This is a genomic window from Paraburkholderia aspalathi, from assembly GCF_900116445.1.
In the GTDB taxonomy this organism is placed as follows: Bacteria; Pseudomonadota; Gammaproteobacteria; order Burkholderiales; family Burkholderiaceae; genus Paraburkholderia; species Paraburkholderia aspalathi.
The window spans coordinates 135266-155162 of sequence record NZ_FPBH01000007.1 but is presented as its reverse complement, the minus strand read 5'-3'; the positions used below and the strand labels follow the sequence as shown (position 1 = coordinate 155162).

Sequence of the window (19897 nt, the reverse complement as noted above, 5' to 3'; positions counted from 1 at the left end):
ACTCACATAGCATTGCCAGTTGAAATCGAGCAAGGCACGTCGCGCATAAGCTTTTTCCAGATCGTGCATATAAGCGTGTGAAAAACGATTGGTTTTCAGGGGCATTTGCTGCATGCGAGGATCCGCACCTGCCAATCAAAATCGCTTGTGGGGAAATGCATGCAACGCCGGAAAATCATCCAGAATCTGCTCGCTATCGCCGCCGTTTCGCTGACGGCAACGTTTGCGCACGCCGACGACAAACAACTGAAGATCGGCACGATGAGCGGCCCGGACGCACAAATCTGGTCGGTCGTGACCAAGGTGGCGGCGCGCGAAGGGCTGAATGTGAAGGTCATCGAATTCAACGACTACGTGCAGCCGAACGCGGCACTTGACGCCGGCGACCTCGACGCCAACGGTTTCCAGCACCAGCCGTTTCTCGATAGCCAGATCAAGCAGCGCGGCTACAAGATCGTCAACGTCGGCCTGACCTATGTGTCGCCGATGGGCTTCTATTCGAAAAAGCTCAAGTCGCTCAAGGACTTGCCGGAAGGCGCGAAGGTCGGCATCCAGAACGATCCGTCGAACGGCAACCGCGCGCTGCTGCTGTTGCAGAAGTACGGCGTGATCAAGCTTAAGCCGGGCGTCGGCACGAACGGCGTCAACGCCACGCCGCTCGACGTCGCCGAGAATCCGAAGAAGATCAAGCTGGTGGAACTCGACGCCGCGCAATTGCCGCGCTCGCTCGACGACCTCGACGCGGCGTCGATCAACACGGACTACGCGGTGAAGGCCGGCTTGCAGCCGACGAAAGACGCGATCGCAATCGAGGACCTCAAAGGTCCGTACGCGAATCTGATCGCCGTGCGCGCGCAGGACCGCGACAAGCCGTGGGTCAAGAAGCTGGTCGCGGCGTATGAGTCGGATGAAGTGCGCAAATACATCGACACGCAGTTCAAAGGCGCGATCATTCCGGCTTTCTGAGCGGTTTTACAGGCGGCTTTCCGGTCGCCTTTGAGTAATCCGCTCTTTTGCAACAGACCCGTAAACGCAGAACGCCCGCTGAAATAGCGGGCGTTTTGCTTTGCAGGCGCAACTTTTACAGATGAATCCTGCGAAAGCGCGGCTTCAATTGTTCCTTAGTTAGTTGCTCAACAACGATCCGCTTCTGAACGCCTTCGCACCGGCAATGCGTGCGAATTCCAGCCCGGCCGTCGCGAAGCGCGTCAAATGCCGCGCATACAGCACACCGGCTACGGTGCTCTTCAGCGTGATGACGCGATCGGTCAACGGATCGACGATATCGGCGATCTCATGGCCGACATCGACCCAGGTACCGACTTCACAGCGATACACGAGCACACCGCTGATCGGCGCGACGATCGGCTCGGCGCCGGCCAGCGGCGTGGCGGCGAATTCGAGCGCGGGCAGCGGAGCGGCCGTGCCGTCGATCACGCCACGCGAGGTCAGGTACTCGATGATCGCCTGAGCGTCGCGCTCGGCGTACTCGTACGACACGTCGCGTTGACCGCGCAGTTCGATCGTGACCGAGACCGAGCCGTTCGGAATCGGGAAACGGTCGCCGTAGCGGCCGCGCAGATCCGACCAGCAGAAGCTGTGGATTTCGTCGAACGGATTACCGACCGAATTCAGCGCCAGCAGCGACGCCTTGGCGTCCAGATAGCAGGCAAGCGGCTCGACTTCCGGCCACAGGTCCGGGTTCGTGTAGATGTGCATCGCGGCGTCCCAGTCGCAGTGCAGATCGAGCACGACATCGGCGTCATACGAGAGCTTTTGCAGCGTCAGACGTTGCGATTCGAGTTCGGTGACCGGCCCCTGCGCGTCGAGCGCTTCGCGCATCGCGGCGCGGATCGCCGTGCGATTGGCGTCGATGTTGTCGGTCAGGCGCGCTTCGATGCCCGGCTGAATCAGCGCCGACAATTCGTAGAAATTGCGGTTGAAGTTCTGCGCGCTGTTGGTTTCGAAGCGGCCCGTCAGATGGCCGAGAAAGTGCTGATTCAGACCGATCGGATTGGCCACCGGCACGATCACGACTTCGCCGCGCACCTTGCCGGCGGCTTCTAGCGCGGCGAGCTTGCGGCGCAACGCCCACGAAACCAGCATGCCAGGCAACTCGTCGGCATGCAGCGACGACTGGATGTAAATCTTCTGCCCGCCGCCGGGACCATAGTGAAAACTCGTCAGATTACGGGCGGTGCCGAGCGTCGGGGCAATCAGCGGATGGGTTTGGGTTTGCATGATTTTCAAATCCGCGGGCATCTGGGGCGTGCCGCGCTATGTCGTTGATTACAAGGGGAAAGGGTGTTTAAAGGTCGGGCATTGGCGGGCGGGTTCGCAGCGCCTCTAGCGCACGATCTTAGCCGATATGACGCGGCGCGTGGTCTTAGGCGGCGCCGTTTGGATCGCGCGTGGCACGCGGGCCGGGCTATCCGGTTCGATCACAGTCCGGGCGGCGCGGCAAAGCGGCCCCGCAAACGAAACGGGCTCCGCGTGATGCGGAGCCCGTTTTCTGCAAGCCGGCAAGCACGCCGTCAGGCGCGCGTGACAGGCTTAGCTGCCGTACACGTCGAAGTCGAAGTACTTCTTCTCGAGTTTCTTGTACGTACCGTCCTTGATGATGTCGGCAATCGCCTTGTCGACCTTCGCCTTCAGATCGGTGTCTTCCTTGCGCATGCCGATGCCTGCGCCGTTGCCGAGGATCTTCGGATCGTCGAGGTCCTTGCCGACGAAGTCGAAGCCCGCGCCGCGCGGCGTCTTCAGGAAGCCGATCTCAGCTTGCACTGCGTCTTGCAGCGCTGCGTCCAGACGGCCCGACAGCAAGTCGGCATAGACCTGGTCCTGGTTCTGATACGGCACAACCTTCGTGCCCTTCGCTTCCCAGTACGTCTTCGCGTAGGTTTCCTGGATCGTGCCTTGCTCGACACCAACCGTCTTGCCCTTGAGCGAATCGGCGGTCGGCAGGATGCCCGAACCCTTCTTCGCGACGAGGCGCGTCGGCGTGTTGAACAGCTTCGACGAGAAGGCGATCTGCTCAGCGCGTTGCGGCGTCATGGACATCGACGACAGCACGCCGTCGAACTTCTTCGCCTTCAGGGCCGGGATCATGCCGTCGAAGTCGTTTTCGACCCACACGCACTTGGCCTTCAGGCGCGCGCAGATTTCATTGCCGAGGTCGATGTCGAAGCCCGCGAGCTTGCCGTCGGAGCCCTTGGACTCAAACGGGGGGTAGCTGGCGTCAACGCCGAAACGGATTGTCGACCAATCTTTAGCGTGTGCGCCAATCGAGACGGTTGCAAGCAGAGCAACCGTCAAAGCCGCTAGCAGTTTTTTCACTGTTTAACTCCTCGGTGTAGTTCGAATACTCCCGTATGCGGTTGTGCCGCTGCGGGACGCCCGGCGCGACTCACGACCGGGCTTGGGTTGAAGCTGCCGGCCGGGGCGGCCAGCAGCGCGCGCCAAGCTTATCAGTTCAAAAAGATTGGGTAGCTAGTGAAACACCGGATAGCGCACGGGAATAGCTTCTAAAGCCTGAATGTGGTGGAGTTTCGACGGGGTCGTCATGCGAATTGCATGGCCTTGGGATGCTACCTGTTGTCGCGTAAAGGAGCCGTAATGAAGTTGGCTACCCACGGCGCTTTTCCGGCGTGCTTCGCACCTTGCGCTGTGCCGGCAAAACCAGTATTCAGAATGGCGCTATTACCAGCAGTTATTGCAGACTATTACGCGACCGTGATTGTTTCAATTGAGCGTCGCCGAAGTTAAAGATTTCGCGAGAACAACCGTTAAATACAGATGAGCGTATTTGTTAAATCACACCTGACCAATTGTTTTTTCTCGATTGAGGCGGGGCCGGAACCAAAAATGCATTGCTTGGCGCTATGATCAACGCTCCGCACGGCTGCCTTTGCAGCGTACGATTGCACCGGTATCTGTCTGAACAAAGTCATCGAGCACTACGCCCGCGATTAAATACCGCGCGCCTGTTTGCGTTCGTCTTAATGACCTTCTGCTAAGCGGTTGTATATGCACACGATTTCGATGGCAGACGAAATGCGCTGTTTCAAACCATCGCGCCGGAGCCGAACTGCAGTCGCAGCGGCACGCGCGAAGTCACTGCGCGGCCGCGCGTTTTCCGCTTTTTTGACATTACTGATAAACGCCGCTTTCTGCTGTAGCCTTTTGTCTTCAGCACCCGTCGTGGCCGCCGACAACGTTCTGCGTGTGCTGGCATGGCCCGGTTATGCGGACGCTGACGTCGTCAAGACTTTCGAGTCACGCTACAACGCGAAGGTCGAAGTCACGCTTGTCGATTCCGACGAGGCGCTATGGGCGCAGATGCATGCTCAGGGCACGCCGCAGTTCGATGTGCTCGCAGCGAACACTGCTGAAATCGAGCGCTATACCCGCGCGAATCTGCTGGCGCCGCTCGATCTGGCCAGTTTGCCGAATACGAAAAAACAGTTGCCGCGGTTTCAGGCGCTGTCGGCGATCGAAGGGCTGACCTCGGCAGGCAATGTATACGCCATTCCATTCACGTACTCGTCGATGGGGCTGATCTATGACCGCAAGCAGATCGCCGTTGCGCCGCGCTCGATGCGCGAATTGTGGAACCCGCGCTACCGCGGCAAGGTGCTCGACTTCAATAGCGCCCAGCATAATTTCTCGTTCACCGCGCTGGCGCTGGGCTATCCGCATCCCTTCCAGCTCGACGATACGCAGATGCGCGTGATCGCTCACAAGCTCGTCGACCTGCGCCGCAACCTGCTGACCTATTACACGTTGCCTGAAGAAGCGACCGCGTTCTTCATCCAGCACAAAGTTGCCCTGATGTTCGGCAACTACGGCACCCAGCAGGTTGAATCGTTGCGCCGCGCGGGCGCCGACGTGGGCTACGTGATTCCCGAAGAAGGGGTGCTCGCCTGGCTGGACTGCTGGTCGATGACGCGTTCCGCCAAGGATCGCCCGCTCGCGCTTGCGTGGATCAACTACATGCTCGAACCGGACGTCAGTGCGTTGCTGACGCAACGCCAGGGGCTCGCCAACACGCTGACGGCGCCGGCGGAGAACGGCGACAAGGCGCATATCCTTTGGATCGGCCCGGTGGAAGATATTCAGCGGCGCGAAGATCTGTGGAGCAGAATCGTGTCCGGCGACAGGTCGGAGCGTTTCTGATGATGCGCCCCGGCCTGACATTCAAGTTATCGATTCTGCTTGCGTGCATTGGCGTGCTCGCGTCCGGTGCGACGGGTTATTACACGTATCGTGCCAACCGTACGATGCTCGTGAACGAAGCCGAACGCAGCCTGCTCACTTCAACGGAGTTGTTGGGTCAGCGCTTTTCCGTGGCGATCGACGATGTTGCCGCAGACGCGCTGGTGCTCGCGAGTTTGCCGTCTCTGGCGGACGTCGCGCAGACCGACAACGGCGTCGGCGCGAATGCGCAGCGCGAACAGCTGGCGCAGGTGTATGCCAGCTTCATGGTTCATCACTCCGAGTACCTGCAGATTCGTTTCATTGCCCGCAAGCACTACGGACTCGAGCTGATCCGTTTCGATCGCGATGCGGACGGCCTGGTGCGGGTTGAGGGGAACAACCTGCAGGAAAAAGGCCAGTTTGCGTATGTGTTCGACACGCTGGGGTTCTCGCCCGGACGCATTTACACCTCGCCGATCGCGGTGAATCACGAGTATGGCGCGCATGCCGCCGAGGGCAAACCGACACTGCGGCTCGGCACACCGGTGGCGAACGCGAGTGGCGCAGTAGTGGGCGTCGTGATTATCGATATCGATCTGGCCGGACTGCTCAACCGTTTGCAGAGCGACTTGCCGAGCGACTATCAGGTCTATCTCGCCAACGAATGGGGCGATTTCCTGGTCCATCCGGATGCCTCGAAAACGTTCGGCTTCGACAAGGGCCGCCGCGTTCTGATGCAGGACAGCTTTTCCGCCACCAAGCCGCTCTTCGATCAGTCAAAAAGCGAGGTTCTGCTGAACGGTCTCGTGCGGCCGGGGCAGGCGGCCGGCCAGGTGCTTGCTTTCGTGCGCAGACCGTTCGGCGCATCCGAAGGCAACCGTTTTATCGTGATCGGCCTTGCCAAGCCGCTCGAGGATGTCTTATCCGGCGCCACCCAGCTGGGTAACAGAATCATTCGCATGGTGCTGATCTTCAGCGTGCTGGCGCTGTTCCTGGCGATTCTGTTTGCGCGCGCCCTGACCAAGCCTTTACACATCCTCGCGTATGCGGCGACGCATCTGTTCGCCGAGCACACGATGGAAACGCTGCCGCTCAAACGTACCGACGAGATCGGCGTACTCGCGCGCTGCTTCGATCGTTTGCGTCGGGAAATCAAGTCGCAAATGGATGTGCTGCATAACAAGCAACGTGAGCTCGTGCACCTCGCTACACACGACGGGCTGACCGGCTTGCCGAACCGCATGTTGTTCATGCAGAAGCTCGAGGCGGCGATCGAGGAAGCAACAAGGCGTCAGGAAGGGCTTGCCGTGCTGTTCGTCGACCTCGACCGCTTCAAGCAGATCAACGACCAGTTCGGCCATTCGATTGGCGACAAGGTGCTCGCCGCCGTGGCGAAGCGGCTGAAGAAGGTGCTTTGCACGGCGGATGTTGCCGCGCGCCTCGGCGGCGATGAGTTCATCGTGTTGATCGAGGGGCCGCGCTCCGCAGAGGCCGCACCGGGGATTGCCTCGCGCATCATGGGGGCGTTGAACGAAGAACTGGTGATCGACGGACAAAGCATGACGGTGGGCGCGAGCATCGGCATCAGCCAGTTTCCGGAGGATAGCGCCACGGTGGAGGAGTTGCTGCTCCATGCCGATGCGGCGATGTATGCAGCTAAAGCCGGTGGACGGTGTGGCTATCTGCGCTACCAGGATGTGCTGGCGGCGCGCAAGCGTGAGCAGGAGAGCGAAGGGGCAACGGAAGGCCGTGAGGCGGAGCCGACGGCCTGAAGCGCCGAATTTCATTGCAATGCTGTGATGGCTCCCCGTGCGCCGTGTTCGTGAAGCAGCTGCAATGCGTGTCGAAGCGTTTTTCTGAACTCGGGCAGGGCGGCCAGATCTTCCGGAAACACTTCACGCACAGTCAGTAACGCATCCATCAACGCTTGCGGCTCACCGTCAGCGGACGCCACGAGCGTCTTCAATCTGCCGGCCAGCGGATCGCTGATTTCGTAACGCGTGCCGTCGTCCGCGTGGCCGCGCAAAAACATCATCCAGGCCGCTATCGCCAGCGCGAGACGCGTGAACGGTTGACCCGCGCCGATCCGCGCCGCAATTGTGGCAAGCAGACGGGGTGGAATCTTCTGGCTGCCATCCATCGCGATCTGCGCGCAGCGATGTTTCAGCGCCGGATTCGTATAGCGCTCGAGCAGTGCGTCCCGATAGACGGCCAGGTCGAATGATGCGGGCATGGTAAGCGTCGGCGCGATTTCTTCCGTCATCATCGCGTGGATGAGATTGCGCATGGGCGGGTGAGAGATCGCTGCATCGATCGTCTCGAAGCCGCCGAGCATCGACAGATAGGCCAGCGTCGAATGCGTGCCGTTCAGCATGCGCAGCTTCGCCAGTTCGAACGGCGTGACATCCTCCACGAGTTGCGCGCCGACTGCTTCCCATGCGGGACGTCCCGCGGCAAAACGATCTTCAATGACCCACTGCCGGAACGGCTCGCAGGGGACCGGTACTGTGTCTTCATAAACGATCGCGTGAGCCACGGTGACGCGCTCAGCATCCGTGGTGGCCGGCACGATGCGGTCGACCATCGTCGATGGAAACGCAACGTGGGCGGCGATCCAGTCGGCCAGCCCGGGATCGCGTTGCCGCGCGAACGAACAGACCACCTGGCGCAGCGCGGCGCCGTTGTGGGAAAGGTTGTCGCACGAGAGCACCGTGAACGGTTTGCCGTTCGCACTGTCGCGCCGCTCGCGCAATGCCGCGACGAGGATGCCCGGCACCGTGCGCGGTTCGAGCGGGTTGGCCAGATCGTGTGCAACGGCGGGATCGTCCAGCGCGACCTCGCCGGTTTTCGGGTCGCGGCAGTAGCCTTTTTCCGTGACTGTCAGCGAGACGATCTGTACCAGCGGATCCGCGAGGCGCGCGAACAGGGCGGCGCGATCGTGCGGCATGGCCAGCACTTCACGCAGCGCACGCACAACGGTCACCTTGGCGCCATGCGGGCCGCGTTCCACCACGCTATACAAACCTTGCTGCGCCATCAGCGCGTCACGCTTGCCGACATCGCCTTGCAGCGTGACACCGCAAATACCCCAGTCACCGCCCGCGGCAAGCATGGCCTCTTCCGTATAGAGGGCCTGATGTGCGCGATGGAAGTTGCCGATCCCCAGATGAACGATGCCGATGCGCGGCTCCTGCCATTGCGGTGACAGCAGATGTGATTGCAGCGTGGGCAGTGCTTGGCGGACGAGGCGAGGCAAGGTGGCTACAGAAATCATGTGACGAATTCCAGGTTGCGGAAAGGCTTCAGACCGACGCCGTTCAACGGGAAAACCCTGATTTGACGTGTCGCTATACTTGTATGGTAGCATCGTTCAAACGGTTTGAGACAGGTTGGCGAGTGCGATTTTCCACTGCAACCAGAGCCCAAAATCGACATGAAAACAGCCAGTCGTATGCCGCCGTTGTGCGCGGTTCGCGACTTGCCTCTGCAAGGAAGAAGTCATGAAGATCGTTCGCGCCGACGTGATCGTCACGTGCCCGGGCCGCAATTTCGTCACACTGAAAATCGTCACGGACGAAGGCGTATACGGCATCGGCGATGCAACGCTGAACGGCCGCGAACTCGCAGTCGCTTCGTATCTGAAAGACCACGTGTGCCCGTTACTGATCGGCCGCGATCCTGGTCGCATCGAAGACACCTGGCAGTACCTCTACAAAGGCGCGTACTGGCGTCGCGGCCCTGTCACGATGTCGGCGATCGCCGCAGTGGATATGGCGCTGTGGGACATTCTCGGCAAAGTAACGGGCATGCCGCTGTACAAGCTGCTCGGCGGCGCCTCGCGCGAAAGCGTGATGGTGTACGGCCACGCCACCGGCCGCGATATTCCCGAGGCACTCGACCGTTACGCGGAACACATCGAAGCCGGCTATCAGGCGATCCGCATTCAGTGCGGCGTGCCGAATATGCGCTCGGTGTATGGCGTGTCGAAAGGCAGCGGCATGTATGAGCCGGCTACCAAAGGGGTTGTGGAGGAGCAGAGCTGGTCGTCGGAAAAGTATCTCGACTTCGTGCCAAAACTATTCGAAGCGGTGCGCGACAAATTCGGCTTCGATACCCATTTGCTGCATGACGTCCACCACCGCTTGACACCGATCGAAGCCGCGCGTCTCGGCAAATCGGTCGAGCCGTATCGCCTGTTCTGGATGGAAGATCCGACGCCCGCGGAAAACCAGGCCGGCTTCCGGCTGATTCGCGAGCATACGGTCACGCCGATCGCCGTCGGCGAAGTTTTCAACAGCATCTGGGATTGCAAACAGTTGATCGAAGAGCAATTGATCGACTATATCCGCGCGACCTTGACGCACGCAGGCGGCATTACGCATCTGCGGCGCATTGCGGATTTTGCTTCGCTCTACCAGGTGCGAACCGGTTGTCACGGGCCGTCGGATCTGTCGCCGGTGTGCATGGGCGCGGCGCTGCACTTCGATCTGTGGGTGCCGAATTTCGGTGTGCAGGAATACATGGGTTTTCCGCCTGAAGCGCTCGACGTATTCCCGCATGCATGGCGCTTCGAGCGCGGCATGATGCATCCCGGCGAGGCTCCGGGCCACGGCGTCGATATCGACGAAGCGGCGGCCGCGCGGTATCCCTACGATCCCGCGTATCTGCCGGTCGCACGTCTCGAAGACGGAACGCTATGGAACTGGTGAGCTGATTTTGCTCGACTGACCCTAACTACAAAATCATGGAGACACGCGTGAACCCAGCACGTCCGCAAGCCGCCGCGCCGGCCAGCACTGCCATGCTGCGTCGCGTGGCCTTCGCCTCGACCATCGGCACCGCGGCCGAGTACTACGACTTCTTCGTCTACGGCACGGCCGCCGTGCTGGTGTTCGGCCAGAAATTCTTTCCCTCCGCCGACCCGCTGATCGGCACGCTTGCCGCCTTCGCTACCTACGCGGTCGGCTTTCTGGCGCGGCCGCTGGGCGGCATCGTGTTCGGTCATTTCGGCGATCGCATCGGCCGCAAGAAGGCCTTGATCGTGACGATCCTGATCGTCGGCTTGGGGACGTTTGTGATCGGCCTGCTGCCGGACTATCAGTCGATCGGCATCTGGGCGCCGATTGCGCTGATCGTGATTCGCGTGTTGCAAGGCTTCGGCGTGGGCGGCGAGCAAGCGGGCGCCGTGTTGCTGACGGCGGAATACGCTCCGCCTGCGCGGCGCGGCTTCTTCGCGAGTCTCGTGCAATTGGGCGCGCCGGCCGGTTTTCTGATTCCGTCGGGCCTGTTCGCGCTGCTCAGCGCGACGTTGACTCAAGCGCAATTGCTCGACTGGGGCTGGCGCATTCCGTTTCTCGCCAGCGCGCTGCTGGTCGCTGTGGGGCTGTATATCCGCTTGCGCACCGAAGAGTCGCCGATCTTCGCAACGATCCAGCGCACCAAGGCAGTGGCTTCGCGCCCAGTGGTGGAGGTGGTGCGGCAGTTCGGCCCGACGATCGTCAAAGGTGTCGGCGCGAAATTGATCGAGGCTTGCGCCTTCGCGATGTACACGATGATCGTGCTCGCCTACGGCAAGGCACATGGCATTGCGCAAAGCATGCTGCTCGAAACGGTGATCGTCGCGGTCGCGCTCGAGCTCGTCACGATTCCGCTCGCCGGTGCGCTGTCCGATCGCATCGGACGGCGGCCGACCTTTATCGCGGGTGCGCTATTGCACGTGGCGCTGGTGGTGCCGTTCTTCATGGCGATCGATAGCGGCAATCGCGCGGCGATCCAGCTCGTGATGATTCTCGCCATTAGCGTGGGTCACAGCCTTTGCTATGCACCGCAAGCGGCGCTGTTTCCAGAACTATTCCCCGCGCGCGTGCGGTGCAGCGGCATCGCGCTGATCTGGCAGATCGGCTCCTTGCTCGGCAGCGGCGTGCTCGGATTGCTGGCCGTCAAACTGATTCAGGTCACGCATGGCAATTCGCTCGCGTTGATCGTCTACGTGGCCGTGCTCGGCATTGTGTCGGCTGTATCGCTTTTTGCATTGCCGGAAACCGCGCCTCTACGCCGTGGCGGCGATCTCCACGATTGGGGCGGGGGCGAGCCGGCAGAAGCCCATACGGCAGCGCAAGCCCTCGCGTCCTCATCTTCATCTTCTTTCGCGCGGCACTGAGCGCGAGACCTTTGTCATACCGGAGTCCTTCATGCTCGCAGCCGTGCTTCACGAACCCAAACTCATCCGCATCGACGAAGTCGAGCCGCCTGTACCCGGCCCCGGTCAGGTGCGAGTACGCGTGCGCGCCGGCGGCATTTGCGGCTCCGATCTGTCGTACTACTTCAAAGGCAAGAGCGGCGATTTCGCGGTACGCGAGCCGTTCGTGCTCGGACATGAAGTGGCCGGCGAGATCGATTCGCTCGGCGAGGGCGTGAGCGCGGAGAGTCGCCTGACACCCGGGCAGCGTGTTGCCGTCAATCCAGGGCTGGCCTGCGGGACGTGCCGCTTTTGCATCGGCGGGATGCCCAATCATTGTCTGAACATGCGCTTCATGGGCAGTGCATCGACGTTCCCGCACACGCAGGGCATGTTCCGTCAGTACATCGTGGTCGCGGCGCGGCAATGCGTGTCGGTGCCGGATGGCGTCGATTTTGCGCAGGCGTCGATGGCCGAGCCGCTTGCCGTTGCATTGCATGCAGTGAAGCAGGCGGGTTCGCTCGTTGGCGCGAGTGTCCTGCTGGTCGGTTGCGGGCCGATCGGTTGCATTCTGCTGAGCGTGGCGCGCCGCGCCGGTGCCCATCGCCTGGTCGCGCTGGATCTGTCGGATCGGGCGTTGCAGGTTGCGCAGCAACTCGGTGCGAATCAGATCGTGAACGCGAAAGACAGCGCCGCGATCGATCAATGGTCCGCACAACGCGGCACGTTCGACGTAGTCATCGAGGCATCGGGCAGTCCCGCGGGACTCGATACGGCGCTGCGTGCGGCGCGCGCCGGCGGCACGGTGATCCAGGTCGGCAATCTGCCGGCCGGCCAGTCACCGGTGGCAGCGAACCTGGTGATGTCGAAGGAACTCCGCTATCAAGGCTCGTTCCGCTTCACCGGCGAATACGCCATCGCTGCCGATGAAATCGCTTCCGGCAAAGTCGACTTGCGACCGCTCATGACGCATGCATTCGCGATGAGTGAAGCAAACCATGCGTTCGAAGTGGCGCTCGATCGCTCGCAGTCGATGAAGGTGCATCTGAACTTCGACTGAGCATCTCCCGTGGCATGAGGCGTTGCACCTGACCGCAGCGCCTTGCCAGGCCAATCCAGCTACTTAAGCTATTCAAACGCCCATCAAGAGGCGACCCGAAGGAGACACCCGATGATCAAGAGTCAACGCTGGTTTGTTGTCGCGCTACTGTTTCTGGCCGGCGTCATCAACTATCTCGACCGCGCGGCGCTGTCGATCGCCGCACCGTTGATCCAGAAAGACCTGCACTTCTCGCACGCGCAGATGGGCATCGTGTTCAGCAGTTTTTTCATCGGCTATGCGCTATTCAATTTTGTTGGCGGCGTGCTGTCGGACAAGGTCGGCGCGAAACGCGTGTTTGGCACCGCGATGGGCGTGTGGTCGGTGTTCTGCGGTGCGACTGCGTTGGCCACCGGCATCGGTTCGCTGATCGTGCTGCGTGTGCTGTTCGGCATGGGCGAAGGTCCGTTCAGTTCGTCGAACAGCAAGATGGTCAATAACTGGTTCCCACGCAAGGAAGTCGCGAGCGCGATTGGCGTGATCAGTTCGGGCACGCCGCTCGGCGGCGCGCTGGCGGGACCGGTGGTCGGCTTCATGGCGGTCCAGTTCGGCTGGCGCTGGGCCTTTGTCGCGATCATGCTGCTGGGACTCTTGTGGCTCGTCTTGTGGGCGGCAACGACCACTGAACACCCGCACGAAAACTCGCGCGTCACGCCCGACGAGATCGAACTGATTCGCGCCGGTCAGGCGGACGAACATGCGATCGCCCATTCGGCCGACGGCGAGCGACTCGGCCTGCGGCACTTCCTGAAGAAGCCGATCATTCTTGCGACGGCCTTCGCATTCTTCTCATACAACTACGTGCTGTTTTTCTTCCTGTCGTGGTTCCCGACGTATCTGACCGAAGCGCATCACCTGAGTCTGCGCGACATGAGTTTCGCCACGGTGATTCCGTGGCTGCTCGGCAGTATCGGTCTCGCGGCAGGCGGCTTCATCTCCGACTTCATCTTGCGCCTGACCGGCAAGCCGCTGCTGTCGCGCAAGATCGTGCTGAGTAGCTGTTTGGGCGCGGCGGCGGTGTGCGTCGCGTTGGCCGGGCGTGTTGCCAGTACGCAGAGCGCCGTCGCGCTGATGTCGGTGTCGATCTTCTTCCTGTATGTGACGGGCGCGGTGTATTGGGCCGTGATTCAGGACACCGTGCCGCGCGAACACGTCGGCGGTGCGGGCGGTTTTGTGCACTTGCTGGCGAATCTGGCCGGCGTGATCGGCCCCGCGGTGACGGGCTTCATCGTCGAAGCGACGCACGGTAACTACGCGAGTGCGTTCGTACTGGCGGGGGCGATTGCCGTGCTCGGCGCGGTGTGCTCGCTGGTGTGGATTCGCGAGCCGCGAGCGAGTGCCTTAAACATGAAACGTGCATGGTAGTATGGTGCGGCACACTTTAGTGGATATGCTGGTGGGTATTCATGGTGTGTGCCGTCTCTGTCGCAATTCATTCGTTGCTATTCGCTGCGTTACCCGATGCCGACCAAGAACCTCCACGCCAACACGTCTTCTTTCTCCTCCGACACCACGCTTGCACCCCGCACAAGGCGTCGCGTGAGCATGCAGGCCGGCGCGCGTGTCGAACTACCGGATCTGACCGCCAGCGTCTCGTTCGACTCGCATGAGCCGATCGGCAAGCAGATTTTCCGTGCGCTGCGTCAGGCAATTTTCGCTGGTCAACTGGTGCCGGGCACGCCGCTCTCTGAGAAGGAAGTGTCCGACATGTTTCAGGTGTCGCGGCAACCGGTGCGGGAGGCGTTCATCAAGTTGGTCGAAGCGGGTGTGCTTCAGGTATTGCCGCAGCGCGGCACCTTCGTGAAGCGCATTTCGCCGCGTCAGGTGCGGGAAGGGCGCTTCATTCGGGAAGCGATCGAGACGGCGGTGGTGAAGAAGGCAGCCGTGTCGATCACGGACGAGCAATTGCAGGCGCTGGCCGACAACCTTCGCGACCAGAAGCTTGCGGCGAAATCGAACGATACGGCCGCCTTCCTCGCGCTCGACGAGGCGTTTCATTATGCGATCGCCCAGGCGATCGATTGCACGGCGGCATGGGAAACGATTCAGGACATCAAGGCGCAGATGGACCGGGTGCGCTACCTGAGCTTGCCGGAGGTATCGCCGCTCGATCTGCTGATCAAGCAGCACGCGAAGATTCTGGCTGGCCTGCGCGCGCACGATCCGGGCGCGGCTGAAGAAGCGATGCGCAGCCATCTGCGCGAGATTCTGGTGTCGCTTGGTCCGATTGCGGAGCGCAATCCGGCGTGGTTCGACGCGGACGAACCGGAGCGCGTGCCGCTGTCGACTTAGGCCGATCTGCGGGCGGGCCGCCGGCTTGCTCGCTTACGGCCACATTACTGTCATGGGCGTAGCATCCCCGCTGCGCCCGTCAGCGAACTTCATGCATGACCCGCAGAGCCCCGTCCCGCGGCCTCTCCAGCCCACAATCCTCATACAAATATTCCCCTCCAAACGCGAGGCAACTTCGCCTCGTTCGACGCTTCATCGAGCGTCGAAGCAATCGTTTGCGCCGATCTTGAGGTAACTCTTTTTGATTTTCGCGGGCGCGTTTTTGGCCTATCAACTTTTCCCGCGCGTCTGCCGAAAACAACTCTATAGCAACGGGATTGACTGGAGACGGGTGTGAAGCGACAGGTGTGGTTTTTTGTAGCCGTTCTCGCGCTGGCCGGGTGCGCACAGATGCCCGCGCAGAATGCCGCGCACACGGACAAGGCGCCTAACGAAGTCATCAGCTTCGAGATTCCGCCGGATGCGCTCGGGGCGCATGACCCGCAACTCACCGCCGTGCTGACCAAGGCAGGCGCACTGGCTGCCGCGCAACCGCAATCCACGGTCGTGCTGGTCACCGCGCTGGGTCAGGATTTCGCGTACCTGAACCAGGCAGTATGGAAGGGTGTGCCTGCGCAACGCATGTCGAAGGTGAGCTTCGAGAATCGAACCGCCGGCCTGGGTCAGCCCTATAGCGTGTCGATCAGAACGGTGCAATGAAGGAGGCCATCGCGATGTTTCGAATCACCTTACTGACGGTGGCCACACTGCTCGCCACGCCTGCTTTTGCGGGCCAGCCGGGAACGGATCTGCAGTCGGCAGGCGCGTTTCCTGCCACGTTTCCCCCGGCGGCGGACAAGGTTTATCCGCCGTTGCCAACGCTTACGATGCTGCCGCCGTCGAGTGGCGCTGATGATGATTTGCCGGTGAAGCCGACGACGCATCGAAAGAAGTCGCGTGCGCCGATCCAGACGCAGGAACGCAGGGGAGCGCCGATGCCGGCAGTCCGGCTCGTCGTGTCCGACGCTTCACATACGTACCTCGACTCCGTGCAACGGCAAATCGATCTGGCGTTGGCCAAGTAATTCGCCCGCGGCGTGGAGTTCATCATTTTTGTCGCTATCAAGCGGAAGGATGAATCGTGTCCTTGAAACTCTTCTGTGCCGCGCTAGCGTGGCTGTCGATGTGCGGCGCGGCCCAGGCGGCAGACGATTGCTTCAATGAGGCCGCGGCCTACCAGGGCGTCAATCCCTGGGTATTGCGCGCGGTTGCATGGTTCGAATCGAAGGGCGACCCGGACGCGATACACCAGAACGCGAACGGTTCGATCGACGTCGGCCAGTTGCAGATCAATTCGATTCATTTCGGCGACCTCGCACGCGAAGGCGTGCCGCATCGCGCATTGACCGATCCGTGTGTGAACGTCTACGTAGCCGCATGGCTGCTGAAGCAGAAGATGGTCAAATACGGCAACACCTGGCGCGCGATCGGTGCATACCACTCGGAAACTCCGAAGCAGCGCGACGCCTACGCCCGCAGCATCCAGCAGGTGCTGGTCGGATGGGGGCAGTTGCCGTCGGCGCACCAATCGCTGCTCGCCGATCGCTAGTCACGAAAACGCAGTGTCGCGTGGTTATCATGAGGCCCCGGACGGCCTTGATTTCACGCACCGCGCAGCCTCATGCATGCTGCATCGTGCGGAGAAAGCAGGGCCAGGCTGTACTCGCTGAGGCCTTCGTTGATCAGATCACATACGCGTAAAGCGGCGGTGTTGGTGGCGCTTGCCGGTATCGGGCTCGCCGTCGGCGCGCCTTTCGTTCTCAATTCGCACGCGGCGTTCGCCGGGCTGCGTAACGTGTCTCTCTGCGTATTCGCCGCGCTTGCCGCGAGTGCGGCGATCAGCGCGATGGCAAAGGCGGGCAAGCTGCATCTGATGCAGACCGCGCTCGGTTTCCGGATCAGTTTCCTGCGCACGTTCGCCATCACGCTGGCTACCGATTTCGCATTCCTGGCTTCTCCGTTGGGCGCGGCGGGCTACGGCGTCAACATCGGCCTGCTGCAGCGCGCCGGGGCATCATGGTCGCTGGCGACGACGGTCGTCGGCGCGGATCAGGCGCTCGATCTCGCGTTCTTCACGAGCGCCGTACCGATTTCCCTGGTGTTTGCCTTCGGGCCGCTGACGCAAGTGATTCCGCGCGCTAGCGCGCCGCTCGTGTTCGGCGGGCTGGCCAGCGCCACATGCCTTATCGGCGTCTGCTGGATGAACCGCCGGCGTGTGGCTGCAGCACTGGACGCCGCTGGCCGGCGCGTTCATTGGCTCAACGAGCGCCGCGCGAGATTGAGCCGGTTTTTCCATAGCGTCCGCCGGCAATGGCTGGAATTGGTCGCCGTGCCCAAGTGGCGGCTTGCTGCGTTGTGTCTGCTCACCACGCTGCAGTGGTTGCTGCGCTATGGCGCCCTCTGGTTTATCTTGCGCGAACTCGGTTACCGCTTGCCGTTGGGTTTCGTTCTGGCCGTGCAGGCCGTCGTGCTGCATGCCGCGTTGTGGACCGGCGTGCCCGCAGGCGGTGGCACCGGCGATATCGCTCTTGCTGCCGCATTCGCGAGTTGGGTGCCCCGCGCGGGCATCGCGACGGCATTGGTGTTGTGGCGTTTCGCGACGCTTTACAGCCCGCTGGTGCTGGGCGCGGCAGGTTTTGTTGCGCTTGCAACGAGGGGGCGCAATCCATTATCGGCCGCTGACTGAAACCTCGCGGGCCGGGTTTCAATGGCACCGTACGGCTCACGGCGCTAGCCAACTTCGGTAAGCGCTTCAGCGCGCACTATCGGTGTCCGGCACTTTGCGCATGCGTGCCGCAAAACTCGCGCGTGAGTCCTGCTCACTGCGTAAGCGAAGCATTTGAAAGGTCTGTGAAATCAGCGCGAGCGGATAGACCGCTTTCAGGAGGTCCGCGATCATGCGCCATTCCGCACGCATGCCCCTCCAGTAGCCGAGTTTCTCGGTTTTGCGGGCCTGCGTGACGTGTGGCCAGTGCGTCACTGCAATCGGCAGACGGCGCGCGATGATGCGGCGGTTCATGAACACTTCGACCCCGAAGCGCGGCAAGCCGTGAACCTCCTGCAGCACTTCGCTGAGCAGCGCTTTTTTGACCACGCGCTCGCCGGAGACGAAATCGAGGCCGATGGCGCGGAATGCGAGCAGGCTGTTCTGACGCAGGCTCATGCTTACTTGCGCTCTGCCTTGCAGGACGGGCAGGGCGAGCGCGCTGATGCTCTCGGCGGTCAGTCCCTTCAGGTCGGCATCGAGCAGCATTAGCAGTTCGCCACGCGCGGCGGCGATTCCGGCTGCCATCGCGGCGCTTTTACCGCGATTCTCGGCGCACCGGATCAGCCGCGCCGACGCGAAACGCTCGACCACGTCCGCGGTGCCATCGGTCGAACCGTCATCCACCACGATGACTTCGCCGAGCAAAGGATGCGCGCAGGCCACGGCCAGCACCGTGCCGATGCGGGGCGCTTCGTTGTACGCGCAAATGACGCAGGAGATTCGTGGAGGCGGTCTGAGCGGGGCGCGAGCGGTCATGTAAAGGGCCGTAAAGATCAACAATGGTGCATTGCAGCACGATGCTTGTTTTTCAGCTATAGTCGGGACACGGCTTACGCCCAGAGAGGTACAAAATGTACGACGCCGAAATCGCCGCGACCCTCCTGAACCGCTGGGACAAACGTTCATCAACGACCGACTTCGACACCTACCTCGAGTTGTTGCGCGAAGGCAATCTCAGTTTCACCTACCAATCCGGTCACGTACGCGACGCCGGCATTGAAGAGGGGAGCGCATTCAATATCGAATCCCTGGTTTTCGGTGACGGCTCGCGCACCTTGCGCGTCGAAGCACCTGACCAGACACCCCGCTGGACGCGCTGGGCCGCGGTCGAACCGCTGCTGCCCGTCACCAGCGAGGCCTGACAACTTCATCAGACGATCCGCGCTCCGGCGCGATATGTCGCGCGCGGCACCGGCAGCGTGTCGAGCATCGTGACGCGCACGAAGTCAGCGCGCAAACCCGCTTCAATCGCCCCGCGGTCATGCAGGCCTGCCGTACGAGCCGGCTCGGCGGAAACCGTCGCCATGGCGCGCGGCAGCGTCCAACCGGCCTTGCTAACCAGATCGAACACTGCCGTCATCAAACTGGACGGCACGTAATCCGAGGACAGGATATCGAGCAAGCCTGCCTTCGCCAGTTCGAGGGCCGACACGTTGCCCGAATGCGAGCCGCCGCGCACGATATTCGGCGCCCCCATGATGGTCGAAATGCCGTGCTCGCGTGCCGCCTCGGCGGCGATGCGGGTAGTCGGGAATTCGGCCAGCACGATGCCTTCGGCCTTGGCCTGTTCGATGTGCTCGATCAGCGTGTCGTCATGGCTCGCCACCGGAATGCCGAGCCGGTTACAACGCGCAACGATCTCGTGGCGGTGTGCGTCGGCGTAACGTTCCTGTTCCACGGACAGTTCGGCCAGCGCGGTCGCCACGTGTTCGTCGCTCAGCTTGCCATTGCGCTCCTGGAAACGGCGCCATTGCTCGCGGTCGTGCCATTGACGTTGGCCGGGCGTGTGATCCATTACCGAGGCGAGCCGCAGCAACGGATGCCCGCACAACGAATCGAATACCTCGACTACGTCGGCCGTGGCGATTTCGCAGCGCAGATGCAGAAAGTGTTCGGCGCGCAGCAGCTTGCGCTCCGAGAAGCGCGCGAGGGATTCGGCGCACTGGGTCTGCAGATCGCGGCCGCGCAGCCCTACGTTCGAGCGCGAACCGATTGCGAGGGCGTCGAACACCGTGGTGATGCCGGCCGCCGCCACTTGCGCGTCGTGAATCACGAAGGCGGCGTCGGTATTCCACTGCACGCCCGGACGCGGCGCCAGGTGCTTCTCGAGGTTGTCCGTGTGCAGTTCGATCAGACCCGGCAACAGATAGTCGCCTTCCCAATCTTCCGCTTCGCGCGCCGAGGTCGTGCCACGCTCGACGTCGCGAATCACGCCGTCTTCGATGCGTACGACACCGGTAAATACTTCGTCTCGCGTCACGATGCGAGCGTTCCTGATCAACATCGACTTGCTCCGTAGTCTGTCCTGAGTGTTGCACCGCTGTGT

The 19897-nt window shown here is 61.7% G+C and carries 18 protein-coding genes; 13 read left to right on the top strand and 5 right to left on the bottom strand.

Translation table 11 applies throughout. The features are described 5' to 3' along the window. Positions 1-159: 159 nt before the first annotated feature. A complete protein-coding gene (locus tag BM438_RS13795; protein WP_093634794.1) occupies positions 160-966 on the top strand; it encodes a MetQ/NlpA family ABC transporter substrate-binding protein in 807 nt (268 codons plus the stop codon). Between the two features lie 159 nt (positions 967-1125). On the opposite strand, the gene BM438_RS13790 is transcribed toward BM438_RS13795, so the two are convergent. Both BM438_RS13790 and BM438_RS13785 read right to left on the bottom strand, forming a co-directional pair. After that, positions 1126-2241 (bottom strand): succinylglutamate desuccinylase/aspartoacylase family protein, encoded by a 1116-nt coding sequence (locus BM438_RS13790; RefSeq protein ID WP_093634920.1) that lies wholly within the window; start codon positions 2239-2241, stop codon positions 1126-1128. Between the two features lie 312 nt (positions 2242-2553). Further along, a complete protein-coding gene (locus BM438_RS13785; protein WP_093634793.1) occupies positions 2554-3336 on the bottom strand; it encodes an ABC transporter substrate-binding protein in 783 nt (260 codons plus the stop codon). A 690-nt stretch (positions 3337-4026) separates the two neighbouring features. On the opposite strand from BM438_RS13785, the gene BM438_RS13780 reads away from it, so the two are divergent. Next, a complete protein-coding gene (locus BM438_RS13780; RefSeq protein ID WP_234487828.1) occupies positions 4027-5175 on the top strand; it encodes an ABC transporter substrate-binding protein in 1149 nt (382 codons plus the stop codon). Next, positions 5175-6968, top strand: a complete 1794-nt coding sequence (locus BM438_RS13775) for a GGDEF domain-containing protein (RefSeq protein ID WP_093634792.1) — start codon at positions 5175-5177, stop codon at positions 6966-6968. Before BM438_RS13780 ends, BM438_RS13775 begins: the two co-directional genes overlap by 1 nt. Before the next feature lie 11 nt (positions 6969-6979). Here BM438_RS13775 and BM438_RS13770 read toward each other — a convergent pair whose 3' ends face one another. Next, on the bottom strand, positions 6980-8470 hold the full coding sequence (locus tag BM438_RS13770) for a mannitol dehydrogenase family protein (RefSeq protein WP_093634791.1): 1491 nt from the start codon (positions 8468-8470) through the stop codon (positions 6980-6982). A 226-nt stretch (positions 8471-8696) separates the two neighbouring features. Here BM438_RS13770 and manD point away from each other — a divergent pair, with 226 nt between their 5' ends. From manD to BM438_RS13725, 9 genes are all read left to right on the top strand, one after another. After that, positions 8697-9905, top strand: a complete 1209-nt coding sequence (gene manD, locus BM438_RS13765; RefSeq protein ID WP_093634790.1) for a D-mannonate dehydratase ManD — start codon at positions 8697-8699, stop codon at positions 9903-9905. Positions 9906-9952: 47 nt separating this feature from the next. Further along, positions 9953-11356 (top strand): MFS transporter, encoded by a 1404-nt coding sequence (locus BM438_RS13760; RefSeq protein WP_244179364.1) that lies wholly within the window; start codon positions 9953-9955, stop codon positions 11354-11356. 31 nt (positions 11357-11387) lie between these two features. Then, positions 11388-12434, top strand: a complete 1047-nt coding sequence (locus tag BM438_RS13755) for an L-idonate 5-dehydrogenase (protein ID WP_093634789.1) — start codon at positions 11388-11390, stop codon at positions 12432-12434. Between the two features lie 111 nt (positions 12435-12545). Then, on the top strand, positions 12546-13838 hold the full coding sequence (locus tag BM438_RS13750; protein WP_093634788.1) for an MFS transporter: 1293 nt from the start codon (positions 12546-12548) through the stop codon (positions 13836-13838). A 96-nt stretch (positions 13839-13934) separates the two neighbouring features. Then, positions 13935-14765 carry a GntR family transcriptional regulator gene (locus BM438_RS13745; RefSeq protein ID WP_093634917.1) on the top strand — a complete coding sequence of 277 codons (831 nt, stop codon included), beginning with the start codon at positions 13935-13937 and terminating at the stop codon, positions 14763-14765. Between the two features lie 390 nt (positions 14766-15155). Beyond that, the gene (locus BM438_RS13740) at positions 15156-15464 is read left to right on the top strand and encodes a hypothetical protein (protein ID WP_244179369.1); all 309 of its coding nucleotides are present in this window, start codon (positions 15156-15158) and stop codon (positions 15462-15464) included. 14 nt (positions 15465-15478) lie between these two features. After that, entirely contained in the window at positions 15479-15829 is a 351-nt protein-coding gene (locus tag BM438_RS13735; RefSeq protein WP_244179363.1) for a hypothetical protein, read from the top strand. 98 nt (positions 15830-15927) lie between these two features. After that, a complete protein-coding gene (locus tag BM438_RS13730; protein ID WP_093634916.1) occupies positions 15928-16353 on the top strand; it encodes a lytic transglycosylase domain-containing protein in 426 nt (141 codons plus the stop codon). Positions 16354-16482: 129 nt separating this feature from the next. Next, entirely contained in the window at positions 16483-17490 is a 1008-nt protein-coding gene (locus BM438_RS13725; RefSeq protein ID WP_167378387.1) for a lysylphosphatidylglycerol synthase transmembrane domain-containing protein, read from the top strand. Positions 17491-17556: 66 nt separating this feature from the next. Here BM438_RS13725 and BM438_RS13720 read toward each other — a convergent pair whose 3' ends face one another. Then, positions 17557-18327: a glycosyltransferase family 2 protein gene (locus tag BM438_RS13720; protein WP_093634784.1), complete on the bottom strand. Its 771-nt coding sequence runs from the start codon at positions 18325-18327 to the stop codon at positions 17557-17559. 95 nt (positions 18328-18422) lie between these two features. On the opposite strand from BM438_RS13720, the gene BM438_RS13715 reads away from it, so the two are divergent. Beyond that, positions 18423-18713 (top strand): hypothetical protein, encoded by a 291-nt coding sequence (locus BM438_RS13715; RefSeq protein ID WP_093634783.1) that lies wholly within the window; start codon positions 18423-18425, stop codon positions 18711-18713. Positions 18714-18721: 8 nt separating this feature from the next. Here the strand turns inward: BM438_RS13715 and BM438_RS13710 are convergent, their stop codons facing one another. Then, a complete protein-coding gene (locus BM438_RS13710; RefSeq protein WP_093634782.1) occupies positions 18722-19855 on the bottom strand; it encodes an alpha-D-ribose 1-methylphosphonate 5-triphosphate diphosphatase in 1134 nt (377 codons plus the stop codon). Between the last annotated feature and the right edge of the window lie 42 nt (positions 19856-19897).

Bases quoted from the DNA above. Each gene is read 5' to 3' on its own strand.
- BM438_RS13740 (WP_244179369.1), top strand. From the start codon at position 15,156: ATGCCCGCGCAGAATGCCGCGCACACGGACAAGGCGCCTAACGAAGTC.
- BM438_RS13795 (WP_093634794.1), top strand. From the start codon at position 160: ATGCAACGCCGGAAAATCATCCAGAATCTGCTCGCTATCGCCGCCGTT.
- BM438_RS13775 (WP_093634792.1), top strand. From the start codon at position 5,175: ATGATGCGCCCCGGCCTGACATTCAAGTTATCGATTCTGCTTGCGTGC.
- BM438_RS13735 (WP_244179363.1), top strand. From the start codon at position 15,479: ATGTTTCGAATCACCTTACTGACGGTGGCCACACTGCTCGCCACGCCT.
- BM438_RS13790 (WP_093634920.1), bottom strand. From the start codon at position 2,241: ATGCAAACCCAAACCCATCCGCTGATTGCCCCGACGCTCGGCACCGCC.
- BM438_RS13755 (WP_093634789.1), top strand. From the start codon at position 11,388: ATGCTCGCAGCCGTGCTTCACGAACCCAAACTCATCCGCATCGACGAA.
- BM438_RS13745 (WP_093634917.1), top strand. From the start codon at position 13,935: ATGCCGACCAAGAACCTCCACGCCAACACGTCTTCTTTCTCCTCCGAC.
- BM438_RS13780 (WP_234487828.1), top strand. From the start codon at position 4,027: ATGCACACGATTTCGATGGCAGACGAAATGCGCTGTTTCAAACCATCG.
- BM438_RS13770 (WP_093634791.1), bottom strand. From the start codon at position 8,470: ATGATTTCTGTAGCCACCTTGCCTCGCCTCGTCCGCCAAGCACTGCCC.
- BM438_RS13750 (WP_093634788.1), top strand. From the start codon at position 12,546: ATGATCAAGAGTCAACGCTGGTTTGTTGTCGCGCTACTGTTTCTGGCC.
- BM438_RS13720 (WP_093634784.1), bottom strand. From the start codon at position 18,327: ATGACCGCTCGCGCCCCGCTCAGACCGCCTCCACGAATCTCCTGCGTC.
- BM438_RS13710 (WP_093634782.1), bottom strand. From the start codon at position 19,855: ATGTTGATCAGGAACGCTCGCATCGTGACGCGAGACGAAGTATTTACC.
- manD (WP_093634790.1), top strand. From the start codon at position 8,697: ATGAAGATCGTTCGCGCCGACGTGATCGTCACGTGCCCGGGCCGCAAT.
- BM438_RS13730 (WP_093634916.1), top strand. From the start codon at position 15,928: ATGTGCGGCGCGGCCCAGGCGGCAGACGATTGCTTCAATGAGGCCGCG.
- BM438_RS13715 (WP_093634783.1), top strand. From the start codon at position 18,423: ATGTACGACGCCGAAATCGCCGCGACCCTCCTGAACCGCTGGGACAAA.